The organism is Pseudomonas sp. VMV1, assembly GCF_056790235.1.
The window spans coordinates 549,361-567,682 of sequence record NZ_JBXGSE010000002.1 but is presented as its reverse complement, the minus strand read 5'-3'; the positions used below and the strand labels follow the sequence as shown (position 1 = coordinate 567,682).

The 18,322-nt window shown below is 66.7% G+C and carries 21 protein-coding genes; 5 read left to right on the top strand and 16 right to left on the bottom strand.

Translation table 11 applies throughout. The features are described 5' to 3' along the window. Window positions 1-71 precede the first annotated feature (71 nt). The gene (locus ACUCV0_RS08205; RefSeq protein ID WP_059315443.1) at window positions 72-587 is read left to right on the top strand and encodes a DUF4142 domain-containing protein; all 516 of its coding nucleotides are present in this window, start codon (window positions 72-74) and stop codon (window positions 585-587) included. Between the two features lie 354 nt (window positions 588-941). Next, window positions 942-2,153, top strand: a complete 1,212-nt coding sequence (locus tag ACUCV0_RS08200; protein WP_313647514.1) for a nitrate/nitrite transporter — start codon at window positions 942-944, stop codon at window positions 2,151-2,153. A 39-nt stretch (window positions 2,154-2,192) separates the two neighbouring features. On the opposite strand, the gene ACUCV0_RS08195 is transcribed toward ACUCV0_RS08200, so the two are convergent. The 6 genes from ACUCV0_RS08195 to ACUCV0_RS08170 are packed head-to-tail and all read right to left on the bottom strand — an operon-like array spanning window position 2,193 to window position 9,606. Next, window positions 2,193-2,765: a GNAT family N-acetyltransferase gene (locus ACUCV0_RS08195; RefSeq protein WP_482212475.1), complete on the bottom strand. Its 573-nt coding sequence runs from the start codon at window positions 2,763-2,765 to the stop codon at window positions 2,193-2,195. Then, a complete protein-coding gene (locus ACUCV0_RS08190; protein WP_059315445.1) occupies window positions 2,762-3,298 on the bottom strand; it encodes a GNAT family N-acetyltransferase in 537 nt (178 codons plus the stop codon). Before ACUCV0_RS08190 ends, ACUCV0_RS08195 begins: the two co-directional genes overlap by 4 nt. Continuing rightward, window positions 3,295-4,947 carry an ABC transporter ATP-binding protein gene (locus ACUCV0_RS08185; protein ID WP_482212474.1) on the bottom strand — a complete coding sequence of 551 codons (1,653 nt, stop codon included), beginning with the start codon at window positions 4,945-4,947 and terminating at the stop codon, window positions 3,295-3,297. The genes ACUCV0_RS08190 and ACUCV0_RS08185 overlap by 4 nt, the downstream gene beginning before the upstream one ends. Next, window positions 4,944-6,401, bottom strand: coding sequence for an ABC transporter permease (locus tag ACUCV0_RS08180; RefSeq protein WP_482212473.1), 1,458 nt, complete (start codon window positions 6,399-6,401; stop codon window positions 4,944-4,946). The genes ACUCV0_RS08185 and ACUCV0_RS08180 overlap by 4 nt, the downstream gene beginning before the upstream one ends. Window positions 6,402-6,406: 5 nt before the next feature. After that, window positions 6,407-7,384, bottom strand: a complete 978-nt coding sequence (locus ACUCV0_RS08175; RefSeq protein WP_313647510.1) for an ABC transporter permease subunit — start codon at window positions 7,382-7,384, stop codon at window positions 6,407-6,409. Next, window positions 7,381-9,606 (bottom strand): ABC transporter substrate-binding protein, encoded by a 2,226-nt coding sequence (locus ACUCV0_RS08170; RefSeq protein WP_482212472.1) that lies wholly within the window; start codon window positions 9,604-9,606, stop codon window positions 7,381-7,383. The genes ACUCV0_RS08175 and ACUCV0_RS08170 overlap by 4 nt, the downstream gene beginning before the upstream one ends. Before the next feature lie 88 nt (window positions 9,607-9,694). Between ACUCV0_RS08170 and ACUCV0_RS08165 the strand changes: the two genes are divergently transcribed. Next, window positions 9,695-10,216, top strand: coding sequence for a cupin domain-containing protein (locus tag ACUCV0_RS08165; protein WP_482212471.1), 522 nt, complete (start codon window positions 9,695-9,697; stop codon window positions 10,214-10,216). After that, window positions 10,207-11,037 (top strand): GNAT family N-acetyltransferase, encoded by an 831-nt coding sequence (locus ACUCV0_RS08160; protein WP_482212470.1) that lies wholly within the window; start codon window positions 10,207-10,209, stop codon window positions 11,035-11,037. Before ACUCV0_RS08165 ends, ACUCV0_RS08160 begins: the two co-directional genes overlap by 10 nt. A 313-nt stretch (window positions 11,038-11,350) precedes the next feature. Here ACUCV0_RS08160 and aroQ read toward each other — a convergent pair whose 3' ends face one another. From aroQ to ACUCV0_RS08130, 6 genes are read right to left on the bottom strand one after another with little or no spacing between them, the layout of a single operon-like run. After that, window positions 11,351-11,797 (bottom strand): type II 3-dehydroquinate dehydratase, encoded by a 447-nt coding sequence (gene aroQ / locus ACUCV0_RS08155; protein ID WP_482212469.1) that lies wholly within the window; start codon window positions 11,795-11,797, stop codon window positions 11,351-11,353. 8 nt (window positions 11,798-11,805) lie between these two features. Beyond that, window positions 11,806-12,624 (bottom strand): shikimate dehydrogenase, encoded by an 819-nt coding sequence (gene aroE, locus ACUCV0_RS08150; protein ID WP_482212468.1) that lies wholly within the window; start codon window positions 12,622-12,624, stop codon window positions 11,806-11,808. After that, window positions 12,621-13,853 carry a CaiB/BaiF CoA transferase family protein gene (locus ACUCV0_RS08145; RefSeq protein ID WP_482212467.1) on the bottom strand — a complete coding sequence of 411 codons (1,233 nt, stop codon included), beginning with the start codon at window positions 13,851-13,853 and terminating at the stop codon, window positions 12,621-12,623. The genes aroE and ACUCV0_RS08145 overlap by 4 nt, the downstream gene beginning before the upstream one ends. Then, on the bottom strand, window positions 13,850-14,308 hold the full coding sequence (locus tag ACUCV0_RS08140; protein WP_482212466.1) for a MaoC family dehydratase: 459 nt from the start codon (window positions 14,306-14,308) through the stop codon (window positions 13,850-13,852). Before ACUCV0_RS08140 ends, ACUCV0_RS08145 begins: the two co-directional genes overlap by 4 nt. Window positions 14,309-14,316: 8 nt before the next feature. Continuing rightward, window positions 14,317-14,712, bottom strand: coding sequence for a VOC family protein (locus ACUCV0_RS08135; RefSeq protein WP_454253309.1), 396 nt, complete (start codon window positions 14,710-14,712; stop codon window positions 14,317-14,319). Further along, complete coding sequence (locus tag ACUCV0_RS08130) at window positions 14,709-15,659, bottom strand: ketopantoate reductase family protein (RefSeq protein WP_482212465.1); 951 nt, start codon at window positions 15,657-15,659, stop codon at window positions 14,709-14,711. The genes ACUCV0_RS08135 and ACUCV0_RS08130 overlap by 4 nt, the downstream gene beginning before the upstream one ends. 91 nt (window positions 15,660-15,750) lie before the next feature. Here ACUCV0_RS08130 and ACUCV0_RS08125 point away from each other — a divergent pair, with 91 nt between their 5' ends. Then, window positions 15,751-16,659 carry a LysR family transcriptional regulator gene (locus ACUCV0_RS08125; protein WP_482212464.1) on the top strand — a complete coding sequence of 303 codons (909 nt, stop codon included), beginning with the start codon at window positions 15,751-15,753 and terminating at the stop codon, window positions 16,657-16,659. A gap of 65 nt (window positions 16,660-16,724) precedes the next feature. Here ACUCV0_RS08125 and ACUCV0_RS08120 read toward each other — a convergent pair whose 3' ends face one another. The 4 genes from ACUCV0_RS08120 to ACUCV0_RS08105 all read right to left on the bottom strand — a co-directional run bounded on the left by ACUCV0_RS08120 (window position 16,725) and on the right by ACUCV0_RS08105 (window position 18,309). Then, on the bottom strand, window positions 16,725-17,171 hold the full coding sequence (locus ACUCV0_RS08120; RefSeq protein ID WP_059315459.1) for an Hsp20 family protein: 447 nt from the start codon (window positions 17,169-17,171) through the stop codon (window positions 16,725-16,727). A gap of 129 nt (window positions 17,172-17,300) precedes the next feature. Beyond that, complete coding sequence (locus tag ACUCV0_RS08115; protein ID WP_313649684.1) at window positions 17,301-17,459, bottom strand: hypothetical protein; 159 nt, start codon at window positions 17,457-17,459, stop codon at window positions 17,301-17,303. Then, entirely contained in the window at window positions 17,456-18,040 is a 585-nt protein-coding gene (locus ACUCV0_RS08110; RefSeq protein WP_059315460.1) for an alpha-ketoglutarate-dependent dioxygenase AlkB family protein, read from the bottom strand. Before ACUCV0_RS08110 ends, ACUCV0_RS08115 begins: the two co-directional genes overlap by 4 nt. A gap of 2 nt (window positions 18,041-18,042) precedes the next feature. Beyond that, window positions 18,043-18,309, bottom strand: a complete 267-nt coding sequence (locus ACUCV0_RS08105; protein WP_482212463.1) for a hypothetical protein — start codon at window positions 18,307-18,309, stop codon at window positions 18,043-18,045. Between the last annotated feature and the right edge of the window lie 13 nt (window positions 18,310-18,322).

Genomic DNA, 18,322 nt, shown 5'->3' with positions numbered 1-18,322 from the left:
ATTTTGCAGGCGCGTTCACTGCCACGCGGTGACGCCCTTTCCTAACTGCCTAAGAAATCAGGAGCACGTCCATGACGCCCATGCTGAAGAAAGCCTCCAGCCTGTCCCTCGCCATCCTGCTGGCTGCCGGTGCCGGTCTGGCCCAGGCCGCTGACAAGCTGTCTCCGGCCGAATTCGTCGACGACGCCTCGGCCAAGGGCATCGCTGAGATCGAAGCAGGCAAGCTGGCCCTGGAAAAGAGCAAGTCCCAGGACATCAAGACCTTCGCCCAGAGCATGATCGACGACCACACCAAGGCCAACGAGCAGCTCAAGAGTCTGGCCCAGGAGAAGAAGCTGAAAGTCTCCACCGACGCCGAGCTGATGGACAAGGCCAAGGCCATGATCCTGCAGGTGCGTGACGATTCCTTCGATCGCTCCTACGCCAACAACCAGGTCGTCGCCCACGAGCAGACCATCGAGATCTTCCGCACCGAAGCCAAGAACAGCGATGACGCAGCGCTGAAGGCTTTCGCCGAGAAGACTCTGCCGAAGCTGGAACACCACCTGCAGGAAGCCAAGGCGCTGCAGACCAAGTACGCCAAGTAATAGCGTTATCCCGATAGAAAAGGCCGTGGCGAGTGATCGCCACGGCCTTTTCTTCTAGCCTATCGCGGCCATGGCGGTCCGCGGATGCGGCCGCTCCCACAGGGCGCCAATAGAGGGCGACTTCTTGTAGCTACGCCCAATCCTTGGGCGCTGGCTTGCCCCGATACCCGCTCCGAATCCCGCCAAGCCCCGTCAATACAAGGCACGCACGACTTGGCGTCGCTCTTGCAAAGACCTGGGCAGCGGTGGCCAACGGCGGTCACCCCAATCGACAAAGGCGTCAGTTCACCTCCCGGCAACGGGTCAGGGTGACTGGCGCCTTTTTCATGCCCGTGACGTGCCCGAGGTGCCTCCATGAGTCCCAGTTTCTGGAAAGCCGGCCATGCGCCGACCCTGTTCGCCGCCTTCCTCTACTTCGATCTGAGCTTCATGGTCTGGTACGTGCTCGGCCCCATGGCCGTGCAGATCGCCACTGACCTGCAATTGACCACCCAGCAGCGCAGCCTGATGGTGGCGACGCCCATCCTCGCCGGTGCGGTCCTGCGCCTGATCCTGGGCTTCGTCGCTGATCGACTGTCGCCGAAGACCGCCGGCATCATCGGCCAGGTGGTGGTGATCCTGGCGCTGCTGGTGGCCTGGCAGCATGGCGTGCACAGCTATGAGCAAACCCTGGTGCTGGGCCTGTTCCTCGGCTTCGCCGGGGCCTCCTTCGCCGTAGCCCTGCCGCTGGCCTCCCAGTGGTATCCGCCGCAGCACCAGGGCAAGGCCCTGGGCATCGCCGGCGCCGGCAATTCCGGCACCGTGTTCGCCGCTCTCTTCGCCCCGGCGCTGGCCAAGGCCTTTGGCTGGACCAACGTGTTCGGCTTCGCGCTGATCCCGTTGATCCTGACCCTGGTGGTCTTCGTGCTCTGTGCGCGCAACGCACCGGAACGCCCGGCCCCGAAGAAGCTGGCGGACTACGCCCGTGCCCTGGGCGACCAGGACAGCTGGTGGTTCATGTTCTTCTACAGCGTGACCTTTGGTGGCTTCCTGGGTCTGGCCAGCACCCTGCCCGGCTACTTCCATGACCAGTACGCCCTGGAACCGGTGATCGCCGGCTACTACACCGCCGCCTGCGTCTTCGCTGGCAGCCTGATGCGGCCCCTGGGCGGCGCCCTGGCCGACCGCATCGGTGGCATCCGTGCCTTGCTGGGCATGTACACCGTGGCGGCCATCTGCATCGCCGCCGTGGGCTTCCACCTGCCCAGCGCCATGGCCGCCCTGGCGCTGTTCGTGGTCGCCATGCTCAGCCTGGGCGCCGGCAACGGCGCGGTGTTCCAACTGGTGCCCCAGCGCTTTCGCAAGGAGATCGGCGTCATGACCGGACTGATCGGCATGGCGGGCGGCATCGGCGGCTTCGCCCTCACCGCGGGCCTGGGCACGATCAAGCAGGCCACCGGTGACTACCAGCTCGGCCTCTGGCTGTTCGCGGGCCTGGGCGTACTCGCCTGGTTCGGCCTGCTGAGCGTCAAGCGCCGCTGGCGCACCACCTGGGGCTCGGCCGCGGTCACGGCGGCACGCGTCTGAGCCAGGACCCGGCGGATCAACCTCGCCGGGTTTCGTCCTTCAAGGGGCGGGACGGACGTAGCTGGTCAGCACATGGTCCCGCCAGACGCCGTCGATTTGCAGATAACGGCGGGCCAGGCCCTCGCGTTCGAAGCCCAGGCTCCGGAGCAGATGAGCGCTGCGCAGGTTGTCCGGCAGATGGTTGGCCATGATGCGATTGAGGCCCAACTCGCCGATGACGAAATCGCGGCCCAACCGTACGGCATTGCGCATCAGGCCGCGCCCCTGCCAGGCCTCGTCCAGGCCATAGCCCAGGAAGCAAGCCTGGAAGCCGCCGCGAAAGATCTGGCTAAAATTTACCGTGCCTATCACTAGGGGCCCTGCCCGCAGGACCAGGCGTACTTCGCTCACGCCCGGTCCGCCCGCCCGATAGGCCGCTACCTGCCCCTGCCATTGGGCCTGGGTGTAGAAGGCGTCGGAGCGCCGCGGCATCGACTGCGCCAGATGCTGGCGATTGCGCCGATAGTAGTCGGCCACTGCGGCGGGATCGGCCAGGGTTAGATCGATCAGTTCCACCGCCTCGGTCACGGTGAAGCGGGGTGGATACTGCAGCGGAATGGTCAGAGCGGTCATCGCTTCGTCTCCGGCGGCAATTCGTAGACCCAGGTGGCGCAGCGTCCGCCCTCGGGTCCCTCACGATCGTTCTCCAGCACCCGGATGCGGCGAAAGCCGACCCGCTCGGCCAGCCGCTGGCTGGCGGCATTGGCCGCCGAGGTGGTGAGATAGAGCCCCGCGGCGCCGCGCCCTTCGACGAAGTGGCGCAGCGCCGCGGTCATATGGCCCTGCCCCGCGTGACGGCTGTGCGTCCAGTAGCCGATCTCGTAGCGGCGGCCGCCCTCCAGCGGGGTGAGTCCCAGGCAGCCGAGCATCTCGTCACCGCGCACCAGGAAGTAGCGCTTCTCGCCCTGGGCCAGGGTGAAGGCGCCGCGGGCCGCGAGCAGGCTGTCGCGCGCCTGGGCGACCGTGGTGTGCTCCCGGGCCCAGCCGAGGAAGCGGCGATGCTCGGCATAGCTCCAGTTAAGCGCCTCGGCGAAGGCCTCTGCCAGGCGCGGTTGCGGCCACACCAGCTCGAAGTCGGCCAGGGCGATACGGGGCGGAAAGTTCATGGCGTGGGTCCGAAATCCAGCCGTGGCACCGCGGCCAGCAGGCGTTGGGTCATGGCGTGAGCGGGCGCGCGCAGCACCTGCTCGGCGCTGCCCTGTTCGACGATACGGCCGCCGTCCATGACCGCGATGCGATCGGCCAGGTACTCGACCACGCCGAAGTTGTGGGTGATGAAGAGATAGGCCAGGCCCATCTCCGCCTGCAGTTCGCGCAAGAGATCGAGGATCTGCGCCTGCACCGAGACGTCCAGCGCCGAGGTGGGTTCGTCGCAGACCAGTACCTGAGGTTCGACGATCAGCGCCCGGGCGATGGCGATGCGCTGGCGCTGGCCGCCGGAAAACTCGTGGGGGAAACGCTGCAGGGTATCGCCGGGCAGGCCAACCCGCTCCACCAGGGCCGCGGCGCGGCGCTGGCGCTCGCTGGCGTCCAGCTCCGGCCGCAGGGCCAGCAGCCCCTGCTCCAGGGTGGCGCCGATGCGCATGCGCGGATCCAGGGAGGCGAAGGGATCCTGGAAGACGATCTGGATCTGCCGGCGCAGCCGTTGCAGGGTACGTCTGTCGGCGGTGAGCAGGTCTGCGCCGCCCAGGCGCGCGCTACCTTGGATGCGTGGGCCGTCGAGCAGCCGCAGCAGGGCCTTGCCGGTGGTGGTCTTGCCGCAGCCGGATTCGCCCAGCAATGCGAGGGTCTCGCCGGCGTGCAGATCGAAGGTCACGCCGTCCACCGCCTTGACCCAGTCGCGGGTCCGGCCCCAGGCACCGCGGCGGATGGGATAGTGCACGGCCAGGTCGCGCACCTCCAGCAGCCGCTCACCTGGGTCGCGCGCGGGCAAGGCCCGGGGTGTGCCCGCCAGGGTCTGACCGCGTTTGGCGAAGGTGGGGATGGCGGCGAACAGCTCGCGGGCATAGGGATGCCGGGGCGCCTGGAAGAAGTCCTCCGCCGGGGCGCTTTCGACGATCTCGCCGTGGCGCATCAGGGCCACGTGATGGGCCACCTGGCGCACCACCGCCAGGTCATGGGTGATGAGCAGGATGGCCATGCCCAGCTCGCGCTGGATGTCGGCCAGCAGGGTCAGGATCTGCGCCTGGACGGTGACGTCCAGCGCCGTGGTGGGCTCGTCGGCGATCAGCAGGTCAGGCTCGGCCGCCAGCGCCAGGGCGATCATGATGCGCTGCTTCTGGCCACCGGAGAATTGGAAGGGATAGTCGTCGATCCGCCGCTCCGGCTCGGGAATGCCGACTCGGCGCAGCCAGTCCATCACCCGGGCTCTCGCGGCGGCGCCGCGCAGCGGGGTGTGGGCGCGCAGGGTTTCCTCGATCTGCTCGCCGATGCGCATCACCGGATTCAGACTGGTCGCAGGCTCCTGGAAGATGGTGCCGATGCGCCCGCCGCGCAATTCGCGCAGGCGGCGCTCCGGCAGGCGATGCAGGTCGGTACCGGCCAGCAGCGCCGCGCCGCGGGTGATACCCAGCGAGGGGGGCAGCAACCGCAGCAGGGAGAGCGCCGTGACGCTCTTGCCGCTGCCGGACTCGCCCACCAGGGCAAAGGTCTGGCCACGGGCGATGGCCAGCCCCAGCTGCTTGACCGCCTGGCGCGTGCCCTCCTCGCCTTCGATCAGGATCTCCAGGTCACGAATTTCCAGCACTGGATTCATGGCTGCACCTCACCCTGGCCAGGCCTTCTTCCGAGCCAGGCGGACCTCAATCGGCGACTGCGCGGATCGAAGGCGTCGCGCACGGCATCGGCGAAGAGATTGGCGGCCAGCACCAGCGTCAGCATGAAGGCGAAGGCGCTCAGCAGATTCCACCAGATCATGGGGCTGCGGGACATCTCGGTGCGGGCGTCATTGATCATGGAACCGAAGGAATTCATGGTCGGATCGACCCCAATACCCAGGTACGACAGCACTGCCTCGTAGAGCACCAGGCTGGAGAACTCCAGGGTCAGGGTGATGAGCACCAGGTAGAAGACATTGGGCAGCAGGTGCCGGCGCAGGATGGTGAAGTGAGAGACGCCAAAGGCGCGCGCCGCCTGGACGTATTCCAGCTCGCGCAGCTTGAGCGCCTCGGCGCGCAGCAGGCGGCACAGCCCGGCCCAACCGGTGAGGCCGAGGATCAGGCAGAGCATGAACAACCGCAGGTCGGCGCGCGCCGCACCGGTGTCGAACAGCTCCGGGTGACGGTCGATGAACACCTGCATCATCAGCACGCAGGCCGCCACCAGCAGCACGCCGGGGATGGAGGTCAGGGTGGTGTAGAGATAGGTGATGATGTCGTCCACCCGGCCCTTGAAGTAGCCAGCGGCCAGGCCGAAACCGATGGCCGGTGGCAGCATGGCCAGGGTGGTCAGACTACCGATCACGAAGGCGGTGCGGATGCTCTTGAGCGACTGGTAGAGGACATCGTTGCCGGTGCTGTCGGTCCCCAGCACGTGATAGCCGCTGGCCAGGGCGGTCACGCTGCCGGCCACCAGGCAGACGCCCAGCCAGGTCAGCAGGATGGCGCGCCAGGGGGTGGTGGTATGACCGCGAAGGATCAGCAGGCAGCGCGCACCCAGGCCGCCCGCCTCGCGCAACCGCGCCGCCGCCAGCACAGCGGCCACCAAGGCCACTGCCAGACCGCCGAGAAGCCCCACCAGCAACCGCTGGAGCACATCGCCGCGCCACTCTCTAGCAGGATCGGCCAAGGTCGTACCGGCATGCTTGAGACGCGGAAAGTCGCGTAGCGGCTGGCCATCGGCGGTGGTGCCCAGGGTCTCCTTGGAGAACTGGTGGGTGGCCAGCGGTGCGGAGTAGGTTTTCTCGCGCTGGGTGAGACTGGTCCCGGCCAGCAGGCCGTCGAGGGCCGAGAGCACCGTGGGTGAATAGATAGGCGCCGTCGCGCCAGGCGCGGCCGGCAGTTGCGGACGGTAGTGCACGGAATCCAGCAGGGCGATGGCGACGAAGCTGGCCAGCACCACGGCCGCGCTCATCGCTGGCGCGTCCTGCAGCACCCGTCGCCAACTGGCGCGCAGGGCCGGCTGACGACGGGCACGCCAGGCGTAAAACAGGCTACCGGCCACCAGCAGGTAGAGGGCGATATCGGTCCAGAGCAAGACGAATTTCGGCATGGCGGCTACCTGAAGCGAACGCGCGGATCAGCGAGGGTGTAGGACAGGTCCGCCAGGATCAGCCCGACGATGTAGAGCACCGAACCCAGGAACACCATGGTGCGGACCACGGCGAAGTCCTGGCCGTTGATGGCGTCGATGGTGTAGCTGCCCAGGCCCGGGATGCCAAAGAAGGACTCGGCGATCAGGCTGCCCATGATCAGCAGCGGGATGGCCGAAACCACCCCGGTGAGAATCGGCAGGGCCGCATTGCGCAGGACATGGCGCAGCAGTACCTGGCGCTCGGCCAGGCCCTTGGCGCGGGCGGTGCGCACATAGTCCTTGCCGATCTCTTCGAGAAACAGCGCGCGGTAAAAGCGCGCCTGGCTGCCGAGGCCGGAGATCACCGCCACCACCACTGGCAGCAGCAGGAAGCGCAGCAGATTCCAGCCTTCCTCGTAGCCCGAATAGGGCACCAGCCGCAGGATCTTCGCGAACAGCCACTGACCGGCGATGATGTAGAACAGCGAGGAGATCGACAGCAGCACCACACAGAGCACCACGCCCCAGAAGTCCAGGCGGGTGGCGCGAAAGAACACCAGCAGCAGGGCGAAGCCCACGCTGGCGACCAGGCCGAGCACGAAAGTCGGCAGCGCCAGCGCCAGGCTGGGCCCGGCGCGCTCGCCGATCTCCCGGGCGATACTGCGACCGCTGTCGGCGGTGCCGAAATCGAAGGCCAGCAGCTTCACCGAGCGCTCGAAGAAGAGCGTATCGGTGAATCGCCCCACCCCTTCACGGGTGGTATTAATAAGCAGCGGCTTGTCGTAGCCGTGCTCCGCCTTCCAGTCCTCGATGGCATCGGCGGTGACGTACTTGCCGCCAATCGCCAGGCGCGCCATGTCGTCCGGGGTGTTGACGGCAAAGAACAGCACGAAGGTGAGCAGGTTCACCCCGATGAGGATGAGCACGCCATAGGCCAGGCGCCGCAGCAGATAGCCGATCATGGCCGCTTCTCCCCTGCCGAATCGCCAAAGGCGGTCTGGCGTTCACGGCGCCGGAGGATGCGCCAGGCCGGCCACACCAGCAGCAGCGCGAGCCCTAGCAGCAGCCACAGTGGCCAGAGCACCGGTTGGTTCCACTCCTGGACCTTGCGCTCACGCAGGGCCGGATCCAGGCGCAGGTAGCGCAGTTGGTCGCGCACCATCTGGGTCGGCTTGGCGTTGTACACCCACTGCTGATAGGCACCCGCCGATAGGGGATTCCAGCCGAACAGCCAGGGCGCATCCTGTTGCACGATGGCAACCATGCGCCGGATCAGCGCCACCTTTTCGGGACCGTCGTCGAGACTCTTCATCTGCTCGAACAGCCGGTCGTACTCGGGATTGCTGTAGTTGCCGGCATTCTCGCCACCATGCTTGGCCTTGCCCTGGGGGCCGTAGAAAAGGAACAGGAAGTTCTCGGCGTCGGGATAGTCGGCGTTCCACCCCCAGAAGAAGATCTGCGCCGCGCCCTTGCGCATCTTGTCCTGGAATCGGTTGTAGTCCGAGCCGCGCAGTTCCAGCTGGATACCCAGCTTGGCGGTCTGCTGGCGCATCCAGTCGAACATGGCGCTGTCGCCACTGCTCTGGGCGTCGTACTGCAGGATCAGCGGCCGCCCGCTCTTGGCATCGCGGCCATCGGGATAGCCGGCTTCGGCCAGCAGCTGCCGCGCGTCTTCGATGGGCCGCCGTTCGGGCTTGCCGTCCACCAACCGGTAGACCACCGGGTTGGTACCGGCCGGCGACGCCTCATAGCCCAGCACACCGGGCGGCAGCGGGCCATTGGCGACCAGGCCGTTGCCGTTGAGGAAGACGGTGATGTAGCTCTCCCAGTCGAAGGCGATGGACAGCGCCTGGCGCAGCTTGCGATTACGCACCTGCTGCTCGGGGGTCGCGCCCTGCCCTACCACCGGATCCAGCCAGTTGAAGCCCAGGTACCAGTTGGAGGCCTCCACCGCGGTGGGTAACTTGAGGCCGCGCTCGCGATAGAGTTCGGCGGAGTCGGCCGAGTCGCCCGCCTTGGTGCGCAGCGCCACGCCATACTCGCCGCGCTCGACCTGCGGGGTATCGTAGTAGCCCTGGATGAACTTGCCCATCAGCGGCACCCCTTCCTTTTCCAGGCTGAACACCGCGCGGTCGATCAGCGGCATGGGCTTACCGCAGTCGTCCAGCCGACCCTCCTCGCGATCACCAGGCTCACCTTCGCAGGGATAGGGATCGGCGCGGTAGTTGGGATTGCGCTCCAGCACATGGCGGCGATTGGGAATGGATTCGGCCAGGCGATAGGGCCCGGTACCCACCGGCCAGCTGTTGAAGCTTAGGTTGTGCTCGGCCATGCCCGGCTGGCTGTAGAAGCGATCCGCCTCCCAGGGCACCGGCGCGGCAAAGGTCGTGGCCAGCCAGTAGCTGAACTGGGGGTATTTGCCGATCACCCGCAACCTCAGGGTGTGGTCATCCAGCACTTCTATCCCGGGCAACTCGCCCTGGCGCAGGTCCAGCCAGGGCAGCGGCGCGCCCTTGGGCAGGCCGGCGCGCAGGGTCTTGTCGGCGGCGCGCAGGCTATCGCCAAACGCCTGCATGCCCACCAGGTGCTCGGCGAAGATGGCGTAGCTGGGCGAGACCAGCCGCGGACTGGCCAGGCGGCGCAGGCCGTAGGCATAGTCGGCGGCGGTCAGGGCGCGGCTGCCGGTCTCGGGGAAGTCGGGGATCTGGTAGCGATCGGCCAGATCGTCCGGCTTGATTGGGAAGTAACGGTAATTGCCCTGGGCATCGCGGGCAAAGGCCGGATGCGGCGCATAGCGGGCATCACGGCGGATGGGAATGTCGTAGACGCTCTCGGCGATCTGCGCCGGCGGCGCATCGTCCGGCAGTCGCCGGCCCTGGGCATCCAGGTAATAGGGTGCGACCACTCGCTCCGCGCCGCGGGCGATCAGCTCATAGGGCCGCTTGAGATAGTGATAGCCATAGAGCGGCTCATAGATGTTGTAGGTGAAGTTGGTCTCGTCGCCGGAATAGGAACTGGCCGGATCCAGGTACTTCGGCGAACGGGTGGTAAAGGCGGTATAGAGGGTATTCTGGCCTTCGGCTCCGGCGCGGTAGGGGCTGTTGATCGGCGTATCGTCGGGTGAACAGCCACCGAGTAGCACCAGGGTCAGCAGTGCGAGGAGTTGTCTGGACAGTCTGGGCATCGCGTTCCTGCACCGAAAGAGACCTGAGGCGGCAGCGCCGGCCTAAACGACTAAGCTTGAGCTATTTTCCCGCGAGGCGCAGCACCCCATGCAATCCCGGAAAGATTTCGACAAGATCGTCCACTGGTCCCAGCTCCAGGCCCCCGATGGCCCCGGCTATCCCGACAGTGACGAGCGCTTTTCCCTGGGCGCCGCCTTCGGCCGCCACTTCGGCTTCGCCCGCCTGGGCATCCACCATGAATGGCTGCCACCTGGCCGGCGTACCTCAAGGCCCCATGCCGAGGCCACCGAGGACGAATTCATCTATGTGATCGCGGGCCACCCCACGGCCTGGATCGACGGCCACGCCCACCGGCTGGAACCGGGCGATGGCGTAGGCTTCAAGGCCGGCGATGGCGTCACCCACACCTTCATCAACGAGACCACGGAGCCGGTGGAGCTGCTGGTGGTGGGCGATACCAGCCGGGCGGACAATCGGCTGCACTATCCGCTGCATCCGGAATACACCGCAGGTCTTGGGGACAAGCAGTGGCGGGAGTGTCCCAAGCGAGAATTGGGGCCGCATTCGGGTGAGGCAATGTCGCCACGAGAGGACGACGAATGCCCGTGAATCCGTTGCGACTCCCTGCCTCCATTCGCGCCAACGCAGGACTTCTCACCCAGCTGCAATTGGCGCCCGATACCCGCCTGACCTACGGTGAGCATGAGGTGGCGATCCGCACACCGGACTGCCCCGACTACTACTTCGGCAACTACCTCCTGCTGGACCAGCGCCCGACCGCCCAGCAGGTATTGGCCTGGTCCGCGGACTTCGAGCAGCTGCTCGGCAGCCCACAGCCCCTGGGGCATCGTGCTTTCGTCTGGCCAGAGCAGCAGGCCAAGGCGCCACCGGCGGACCTGCCTTGCGCCTACGATTATCAGCGCCTGGTCTGGATGCGTCTGGCCGCCGATGCCCTGCAGCCCGCCCCGGTCCTGCCTGAGGGGCTCCACATCAGAACCTTTCAACAGCCGGCCGATTGGCAACAGTGGCGTGAGCTCCAAGCAGAGGTGACTCCGGGCGCGGAGGATCCGGAAGCGCACCGGCGCTATCTGGATTACCAGGCGCGACGCTATCGATCACTGAGCGACAGCGGCCTGGGCGACTGGTGGGGTGTATTCGATGGCGAGGAGCGGCTGCTGGCCTATCTTGGCCTCTATCGCCTGGGCCGACTGGGCCGTTTCCAAGCGGTTACCACGCGGGTGGACTGGCGTCGGCGCGGACTCTGCCAGGCCCTGCTCGGCACGGTGCTTCGGCACCAACGACATCGCGTGGACGCCTTCGTGATCGTGGCGGAAAGCGAACATCACGCCCAACGGCTTTATGCCAAGGTGGGGTTCGCCGTAGAGGGCGGCATAGGAACCCTGCTGTGGGCAGGTGCCGGCAGAGGATAGCAATTTGGCTCTCATGTTCAGGAAAACCTGCGCCTCCCTATCCGGATTTATCGCGGCCATGGGCCGCTCCTACAGTGTAGGAGCGGCCCATGGCCGCGATAGCCTACGCAAGACTTCTTACCCGGCCGTTGGGCTTCGGCGATGGAGCCGCCTCAACCCAACCTACGAAACCCTACCGTAGGTTGGGTTGAGCGCAGCGAAGCCCACCATGACCTCGGCCAACACCTTTGCGCGTGGAAAACGCTGCGCGGTTTTCCACTCTACATGGGATCTGTGGGAGCACCCCCTCTGCATTTGGGAGAGGGTCGGCGGCTCAGGCTTTACGCGCCTGGGCCGCGCTCACTGCCGCACGCAGCGCCAACAGATAGCTGTCCACCCCGAAGCCGGCGATCTGGCCCAGCACGATCTCGGCGAACACCGAGTGATGCCGGAAGCTTTCCCGCGCATGGATGTTGGACATGTGCAGCTCCACCACCGGCACGGTGAGGATCGCCAGGGCGTCGCGGATGCCGTAGCTGTAGTGGGTCCAGGCGCCGGCGTTGATCAGTACCGCGTCGACGCCCTCCTCATAGCCCCGATGGATGCGCTCCACCATCGCCCCCTCGTGGTTGCTCTGGAAGCTTTCCACCTCGACGCCCAGTTCAGCACCCAGGGCCGCGAGCCTGGCGTCGATCTCGGCCAGGGTCACGGTGCCGTACTGCGACGGGTCGCGCTTGCCGAACATGTTGTGGTTGATACCGTGCAGCATCAGGATCTTCATGGGTCTTCTCACTGCAGCGGAAGGGTCAGCCGGTCGATGACCGGCCGGGTCTCGGGGCGCACGCCGCGCCACCAGGCGAAGGCTTCGGCGGCCTGTTCCACCAGCATGCCCACGCCGTCCGCCAGTTGCGCCACGCCTTGCTCCCGGGCCAGGCGCAGGAAAGGTGTCAGCCCCTTGCCATAGGCCAGCTCGTAGGCCAGCGCGGCCTGGGCGAAGACGCCTGCCGGCACCGGCGGCAGTTCGCCGACCAGACTGGCCGAGGTGGCATTGATCACCAGATCGAAGGTCTCCCCTTCCAGAGCCGCGTAGCTCCGCACGCTCAGCAGCGGGTGCCCGATCTCCTGGGCTAGCTCAGCCGCCTTCCGCCCATCGCGATTGGCCATCATCAATTCGGTCGGTCCGGCGACGAGAAAGGGCAACAGGGCGCCACGCACCGCACCACCGGCGCCCAGCAAGAGCACCCGCTTGCCGGCCAGGGGTTGACCGAGATTGACCTCGATGTCGCGCAGCAGGCCGATGCCATCGAAGTTCTCCGCCAGCACCCGCTCGCCCTCGAACTTCAGCGCATTGGCCGCCCGGGCCAGCCGTGCCCTTTCGCTGGACTCGGTGGCCAGCTGGAAGGCCTGCAGCTTGAACGGCGCGGTCACGTTCAGGCCCTGCCCGCCCTGGGCGCGAAAGCGCTGCACGTCGCCGGCGAAGTCCTCCGGCGAGCCCTCGATGGCGCCGTATTCCAGGTCTTGCCCGGTGGCGGCGGCGAACAGGCCATGGATCAGCGGCGACTTGGTGTGGTTGATCGGGCGGCCGATCACCGCGTAGTGGTCGGTCATGCGCAGGGCTCCTGGCTGAACAGCACGCCGTCGGCCTGCAGCCGGGCGATGTCTTCCGCGCTGTAGCCCAGGCTCTGGGCGACGGCAGCGTTGTGCTCACCGAGGTCCGGCGCCACCTGCTGGATGGTGGTGTCACAGTCGGAAAAGCGGAACGGCAGATTGGGCATGCGCAGGGTGCCGAAGCGCGGGTGCTGTTGTTCCTGGATCATGCCGCGCGCCTTGATCTGGGGATCCTCGATCACCTCGTCGATGCGCTGCACCTTGGCACAGGGCACGTCGATCTCGTCGAGCAGGGCCAGCAGCCGTGCGACCGGATTGGCCGCCACCCAGGCTTTGACGATGGGCAGGATGGCTTCGCGATGGGCGTTGCGGCCGGTGGAGGTATGGAAGCGAACGTCACTGCCAAAGCCCGGCTGGCCCGCGTCCTGCTCCACCAGGGCGGCGAAGCGCTTCCAGGATTCGTCCACCTGGGCGGCGATGACCAGGTCGCCGTCCTGGGCGCGAAACACGCCATAGAGGGTCGAGGTGGGCATGTCATGACCGGTCTGCTGCGGCAGGATCTCGCCGCCGGACAGGGTGTAGCACTGCACCGCGTATTCGTGCATCGATACCAGGGTGTCGTACAGCGCCATGTCGATATGCTGGCCGCGCCCGCTGGTGACCCGTCCCAGCAGCGCCGCGTTGATGGCGGCGACCGCGTGGGCGCCGGTGTACATGTCGCCCAGGGAGATGCGCAGCAGCGGCGGCGCCTCGCCCGGCGTGCCGACCATCTGCATGATGCCGCTCTTGGCCTCGGCGATCAGCCCGAAACCGGCGCGGTGCGCGTCGGGCCCGGTATGGCCATAGGCGGAAATCGAGCAATACACCAACCGCGGATTGCGCGCGGACAACTCCGCATAGCCCAGGCCGAGCCTGTCCAGGGCGCCAGGTCGGTAGTTCTCGATGAAGACGTCGGCGCTGTCGCAGAGCTGCTGCATGAAGGCCTTGCCGCGCGGGTCCTTCATATTGACGCTGACGCCCTGCTTGCCCATGTTGAGTTGCAGGAAGTAGCCGCTCTGCTGGTCATCCAGGACGAAGGCGTGCTGGCGACCAGCATCGCCGCTGCCGGGCCGCTCCACCTTGATCACCTCGGCGCCCAGCGCCGCCAGGCAGCGCCCCACATAGGGGCCGGCGAGGAAATGGCTGTAATCGATGACCCTCAGGCCCTGCAGCGGCAGTGGCTGGTTCATAGCACCCCCTCCCGCCGCGGCACCATCAGCCGGTGCTCGCCGCGCTGGACGACCTCGCCCTTCTGGTTGATCAGCTCGGACGGCAGCACCACGATGCCCCAGCCCGGCTTGCTCTTGCTCAGGCGCATGGACCCCACGCGCAGCCTGACGTGCAATTCGTCGCCGACGCGGATCGGCAGGAGGAAGTCCCAGGTCCAGCCCAGCGACATCCCTGGCAGGAAGCGGTAGTCGCACTGGGTCTTGAGACCGTCGGCGATGGACAACCCCATCAGGCCATGGGCGACCAGGCCGCCGAAGTGACTGGCGTTGGCATAGGCCTCGTCGACATGGACCGGGGTATGGTCACCGGTGAGGTCGGCGTAGGCCAGGATGCGCTCCCTGGTGACCTGGTAGCTCGGCGTGAGCGCCTCGTCGCCCTCGCGGGCATCCTCGAAATATTTTTCTGTTACGGTCATGGTCGCTGTCACTCGGATTGGCGGGCGTTGACGGCCAGGGCGTCGTGCACGGCGCGGGCCGGCACGGCCTGGATGAATTCCAGCGCCAGGCCGTCAGGCAGGCGCAGCCAGTTGTGGCCCTGGGGCAGTTGCTCCACCCCCTCGAAGCGCCGGGCGGCGGCCAGGGCGGCATCGAGGTCCTCGCACATCAGCCCCAGATGACCCAGGCGCCCCTCGGGGCCTTCGAAGTCAGGCTTGCTCATGAATTGCATCCCGCCCAGCGTCCAGTACTGACTGGGCTCCTCGACCGTGCCCTGCACCTCGCGCAGGGTCATGCCGAACACCTCGTGGAAGAAGCGGATGTGCCAGTGGATGTCCTTGACCCAGATGGCCACGTGTTCCAGATAGGCCTTGGGAATGCTCATGCTGTCGCGTCCTCTCGTTGTCGGTCGGCCAGGGCGCGCTCGATGCCCTTGATGCAGGCGACCAGGGTGGCGTTGACCGGTGTGGGCACGCGGTACTGCTGGCCGAGCCGCACCACCGCGCCGTTGATGAAGTCGATTTCGGTGATGGAGCCCTTCTGCAAGCTCTGCAGCAGGGAGGTCTTGAACGACGTCGGCAACCCTTCGCGCGCCAGCTCCCAGGCAGCCTGCGGCTCCCGCAGGCCGAACTCGACGCCGGCCGCGCGCGCCACCGCAATGGCCTCGCCCACCGCCTGCAGCGCCACGTCGCGCAGCAGCGGCTCGCTGTAAAGCTGGCCATAGGTGAGTCGGGTGATGCCGGTGAGGGCGCCGGTGGCGACGTTGACCAGCAGCTTGTCCCAGAGGGTGCCGAGGATGTTGCCGCTGACGGTAGTGGCCAGTCCCGCGTTGTCGAAGACCGCGGCGACGGTCTGGACGCGCGCCGAGAGCTGTCCATCGAGCTCACCGACGATCGTGCGCTTGCCCACGACCCCGCTGCGGATCTGACCGGGCCCCAGCAGCACGCCGCCGACATAGGTCTTGCCGGCGATCACCCGCTCCTGCCCGACGATCTCCGCCAGCAGTTCTTCGTGACCGAGACCGTTCTGCAGCGACAGCACCAGGGTATGGGGACCGACCAGCGCCCGGGCCTGGTTCATGGCCGCGGTGGTGGCGAAGGACTTGACCAGCACCACCACCAGATCGACCACGCCGACCGCTTCGGCATCCACTGCGGTCCGCACCTGAAGCCGGCGCGTGCCGTCGATAGTCGTGACTTCCAGGCCATCGTGCGCTATCGCGTCGAGATGGGCATTGGGCCGGTTGAGCAGCCAGGTGTCATGCCCGGCCTCGCTCAGCCAGGCACCAAAGGTGCTGCCCAGGGCACCAGCTCCGAGGATGCAGATTTTCATGGCAGAGGCTCCTGATTAGCGCCCTACCCTAGGCCTGGGGATCCTATTGAGCTATACAAAGACCTCAATCCGCCTATCAGGAAAGCTGATAATGCTCCCCACGGACGGCCTGCCCGAACCCAAGCTGCTGATGTTGTTCGAGGTGCTCTATCGCACCGGCAGCGTCACCCGCGCCGCCGAGCAACTGGGCCAGAGCCAGCCCACCATCAGCCTCTGGCTCGGCAAGCTGCGCCGCCAGCTGCGCGACCCGCTGTTCGTGCGCACCCCGGGCGGCATGAAGCCCACGCCCCAGGCCGAAGCCCTGATCACGCCCTGTCGCGAAGTCCTCGAATCCCTACGCCGCCTGGTCGCCTGGGAGGTCGCCTTCGAGCCCGCCACCGCCCAGCGGCTGTTTCGCCTCTGCCTGAGCGATGCCAGCCACATCACCCTGCTGCCACGGATACTGGCGCACCTGCGCGAGGTGGCGCCCGGCGTACGCCTGGAGGTCGCGCGGATCGATGGCAATACCGAACAGGCGCTGGAGATCGGCGAAGCCGACCTGGCAATCGGCTTCATCCCCTGGTTGGGTGGCAGTCTCTATCAGCAGGTGCTCTTTCCCCAGGATTGGGTCTGCCTGGTCAGCGCCAGCCATCCCCGGCTTGGAGCGCGACTGACGGCGGCGGCCTATGCCCGGGAGGGCCATGTCCTGGTGAGTGCCGGAACCGGGCAGAAGCTATTGGAAGCCGGCCTGGTCAGAGCCGAGGTGCAGCGCCGGATCGTGCTGGAGTTACCCGGCTTTCTCGGCGTCGGCGCGGTGGTGGGTAGCTCCGATCTCATCGTCACCCTGCCCCGGCATATCGGCACCACCCTCGCGGCCACCTATGGTCTCAAGGTCCATGAGTGCCCGGTGCCGATCGAGGGCTTCGCGGTCAGGCAGCACTGGCATGCGCGCTATCACCAGGATGCCGGCAATCGCTGGCTACGTGGGGTGCTGATGGAGCTCTTCGGCCACGGGCGCTAGCACAGGGCCGGAAACGAAAAAGCCCCAGCTCAGGGGTGGGGCTTTGGGGCAGGACGCCTGGACGATCAGTTGTCCAGGGCCGGGCGCTGGCCGGAGATGGCGATGCGCTTGGGCTTGGCTTCTTCCGGGATCACCCGCACCAGCTCGATGCTCAGCAGGCCATGCTTGAGATCGGCGCCCTGCACCTCGATATGGTCGGCGAGGCGGAAGGACAGCTTGAAGGCGCGTTGGGCGATGCCCTGATGCAGGAAGGTCACGCTCTCGGCGCTGTTTTCGCGCCGGCCGCCCTTGACGGTGAGAACGCCACGCTCGACTTCGATTTCCAAGTCATCTTCCTGGAGACCGGCGGCGGCGATCACGATGCGATACTGGTCGTCACCGTGCTTCTCGACGTTGTAGGGCGGATAGGAGCTGCCAGCGTCGTTGCGCAGGGCGGACTCGAACAGGTCGTTGAACCGGTCGAAGCCAACGGAATGACGGAACAGCGGGGCCAGGGACAGTACGTTGCTCATGGTGAATCTCCTGATAGGTTCAGCAAGTTTCGGTATTGCCTGCGGGACCCGACTTCGGCATCCCGCACGAACCTAGATAGGAATTCCCCAACAAATTTCAAGGCCCAATCCCGACGAACGGTAGTGACGCTATTTCTTCTTCGGCTTGCGCTTTTTCTTCTTGGCTGCAGCCAGCGGCAGCGCCTGCTCGAAGGCTGAGCGCACCTCCTGCAGGCGACGCTCCTTGAGGTTGTGGATGCGCTTGCCGCGCTCGGTAGTGAAGTCGATGAGGTTGCTGTCGTCGCTCATGTGGCTATCCGGCGAAAGGTGAGATTCAGCCGTACTCCGCTGGCTTTGCGGGTCTTGGCGATCTGGTGCTGCCAATGATGCTGGGTCGCGCCGCCCATGACCAGCAGGCTGCCGTGACCGAGTTCCAGGGAATGGCCGATGCGGCTGCTGCCCTTGCGGCGGAAATCGAAACGTCGCGCAGCACCCAGGTTGAGCGAGGCGATCAGCGGATTGGGGCCGAGACTGGCTTCGTCGTCGCTGTGCCAGCCCATGGAGTCCTGGCCGTCGCGATAGCGGTTGAGCAGCACGCCATTGAAGCCGTGGCCACAAGCCGCCTCGACGGCTTCGCGGATCCGCTGCAGCAGTGGCGTCCAGGGCAAGGCGGCATGATCCAGGCCGGCATAGCCGTAGACGACCCCTGCATCGGCGTACCAGGCGACCTGTCGCGGTACCGGATGCCAGCGGCCGAACACCCGCACCTGCGGCTGGCTCCAGGGCGTCTCGGCGTCGAGTTGCCGCAGCCAGGCGTCGGCGGTGTCCGCCGGCAGCCAGTGCGGATGAAAATCCAGCTCGGCATCGGCCAGGTGCAGGACATCGGCCATGGCTAGACGCGCAAATCCACCTGGACGCCCATCTGCTCCGGCTCCTCCAGGACCTGGGCCCGTTCGGCGCCGAGCCCCTGGCGCAGGGCTTCGCGCCGACGGCGCCGGCGGCGGGCTTCGCGATCCAGGGTGGCCTCGTCTTCCAAGGGGGTCTGCCCGGTCTGCGCGGCCGATTCCACCGGTGCAACGGGAGCGACCGGCGGTCGTACCGGCGCCGGGTCCAGCTGGTTGGGCGGGGTTACGCCCACAGGCGGAACGATGGGAATCATGACGGGGGCCTCG

What these genes read in the sequence shown, in the direction of transcription:
- ACUCV0_RS08195 (WP_482212475.1), bottom strand. Translation starts at nt 2,765, where the DNA reads ATGACCGCTCTGACCATTCCGCTGCAGTATCCACCCCGCTTCACCGTG.
- ACUCV0_RS08170 (WP_482212472.1), bottom strand. Translation starts at nt 9,606, where the DNA reads ATGCCCAGACTGTCCAGACAACTCCTCGCACTGCTGACCCTGGTGCTA.
- ACUCV0_RS08120 (WP_059315459.1), bottom strand. Translation starts at nt 17,171, where the DNA reads ATGAGCAACGTACTGTCCCTGGCCCCGCTGTTCCGTCATTCCGTTGGC.
- ACUCV0_RS08115 (WP_313649684.1), bottom strand. Translation starts at nt 17,459, where the DNA reads ATGAGCGACGACAGCAACCTCATCGACTTCACTACCGAGCGCGGCAAG.
- ACUCV0_RS08140 (WP_482212466.1), bottom strand. Translation starts at nt 14,308, where the DNA reads ATGACCGTAACAGAAAAATATTTCGAGGATGCCCGCGAGGGCGACGAG.
- ACUCV0_RS08105 (WP_482212463.1), bottom strand. Translation starts at nt 18,309, where the DNA reads ATGATTCCCATCGTTCCGCCTGTGGGCGTAACCCCGCCCAACCAGCTG.
- ACUCV0_RS08125 (WP_482212464.1), top strand. Translation starts at nt 15,751, where the DNA reads ATGCTCCCCACGGACGGCCTGCCCGAACCCAAGCTGCTGATGTTGTTC.
- ACUCV0_RS08185 (WP_482212474.1), bottom strand. Translation starts at nt 4,947, where the DNA reads ATGAATCCAGTGCTGGAAATTCGTGACCTGGAGATCCTGATCGAAGGC.
- ACUCV0_RS08160 (WP_482212470.1), top strand. Translation starts at nt 10,207, where the DNA reads ATGCCCGTGAATCCGTTGCGACTCCCTGCCTCCATTCGCGCCAACGCA.
- ACUCV0_RS08135 (WP_454253309.1), bottom strand. Translation starts at nt 14,712, where the DNA reads ATGAGCATTCCCAAGGCCTATCTGGAACACGTGGCCATCTGGGTCAAG.
- ACUCV0_RS08165 (WP_482212471.1), top strand. Translation starts at nt 9,695, where the DNA reads ATGCAATCCCGGAAAGATTTCGACAAGATCGTCCACTGGTCCCAGCTC.
- ACUCV0_RS08145 (WP_482212467.1), bottom strand. Translation starts at nt 13,853, where the DNA reads ATGAACCAGCCACTGCCGCTGCAGGGCCTGAGGGTCATCGATTACAGC.
- ACUCV0_RS08205 (WP_059315443.1), top strand. Translation starts at nt 72, where the DNA reads ATGACGCCCATGCTGAAGAAAGCCTCCAGCCTGTCCCTCGCCATCCTG.
- aroQ (WP_482212469.1), bottom strand. Translation starts at nt 11,797, where the DNA reads ATGAAGATCCTGATGCTGCACGGTATCAACCACAACATGTTCGGCAAG.
- ACUCV0_RS08110 (WP_059315460.1), bottom strand. Translation starts at nt 18,040, where the DNA reads ATGGCCGATGTCCTGCACCTGGCCGATGCCGAGCTGGATTTTCATCCG.
- ACUCV0_RS08130 (WP_482212465.1), bottom strand. Translation starts at nt 15,659, where the DNA reads ATGAAAATCTGCATCCTCGGAGCTGGTGCCCTGGGCAGCACCTTTGGT.
- ACUCV0_RS08190 (WP_059315445.1), bottom strand. Translation starts at nt 3,298, where the DNA reads ATGAACTTTCCGCCCCGTATCGCCCTGGCCGACTTCGAGCTGGTGTGG.
- ACUCV0_RS08200 (WP_313647514.1), top strand. Translation starts at nt 942, where the DNA reads ATGAGTCCCAGTTTCTGGAAAGCCGGCCATGCGCCGACCCTGTTCGCC.
- ACUCV0_RS08175 (WP_313647510.1), bottom strand. Translation starts at nt 7,384, where the DNA reads ATGATCGGCTATCTGCTGCGGCGCCTGGCCTATGGCGTGCTCATCCTC.
- aroE (WP_482212468.1), bottom strand. Translation starts at nt 12,624, where the DNA reads ATGACCGACCACTACGCGGTGATCGGCCGCCCGATCAACCACACCAAG.
- ACUCV0_RS08180 (WP_482212473.1), bottom strand. Translation starts at nt 6,401, where the DNA reads ATGCCGAAATTCGTCTTGCTCTGGACCGATATCGCCCTCTACCTGCTG.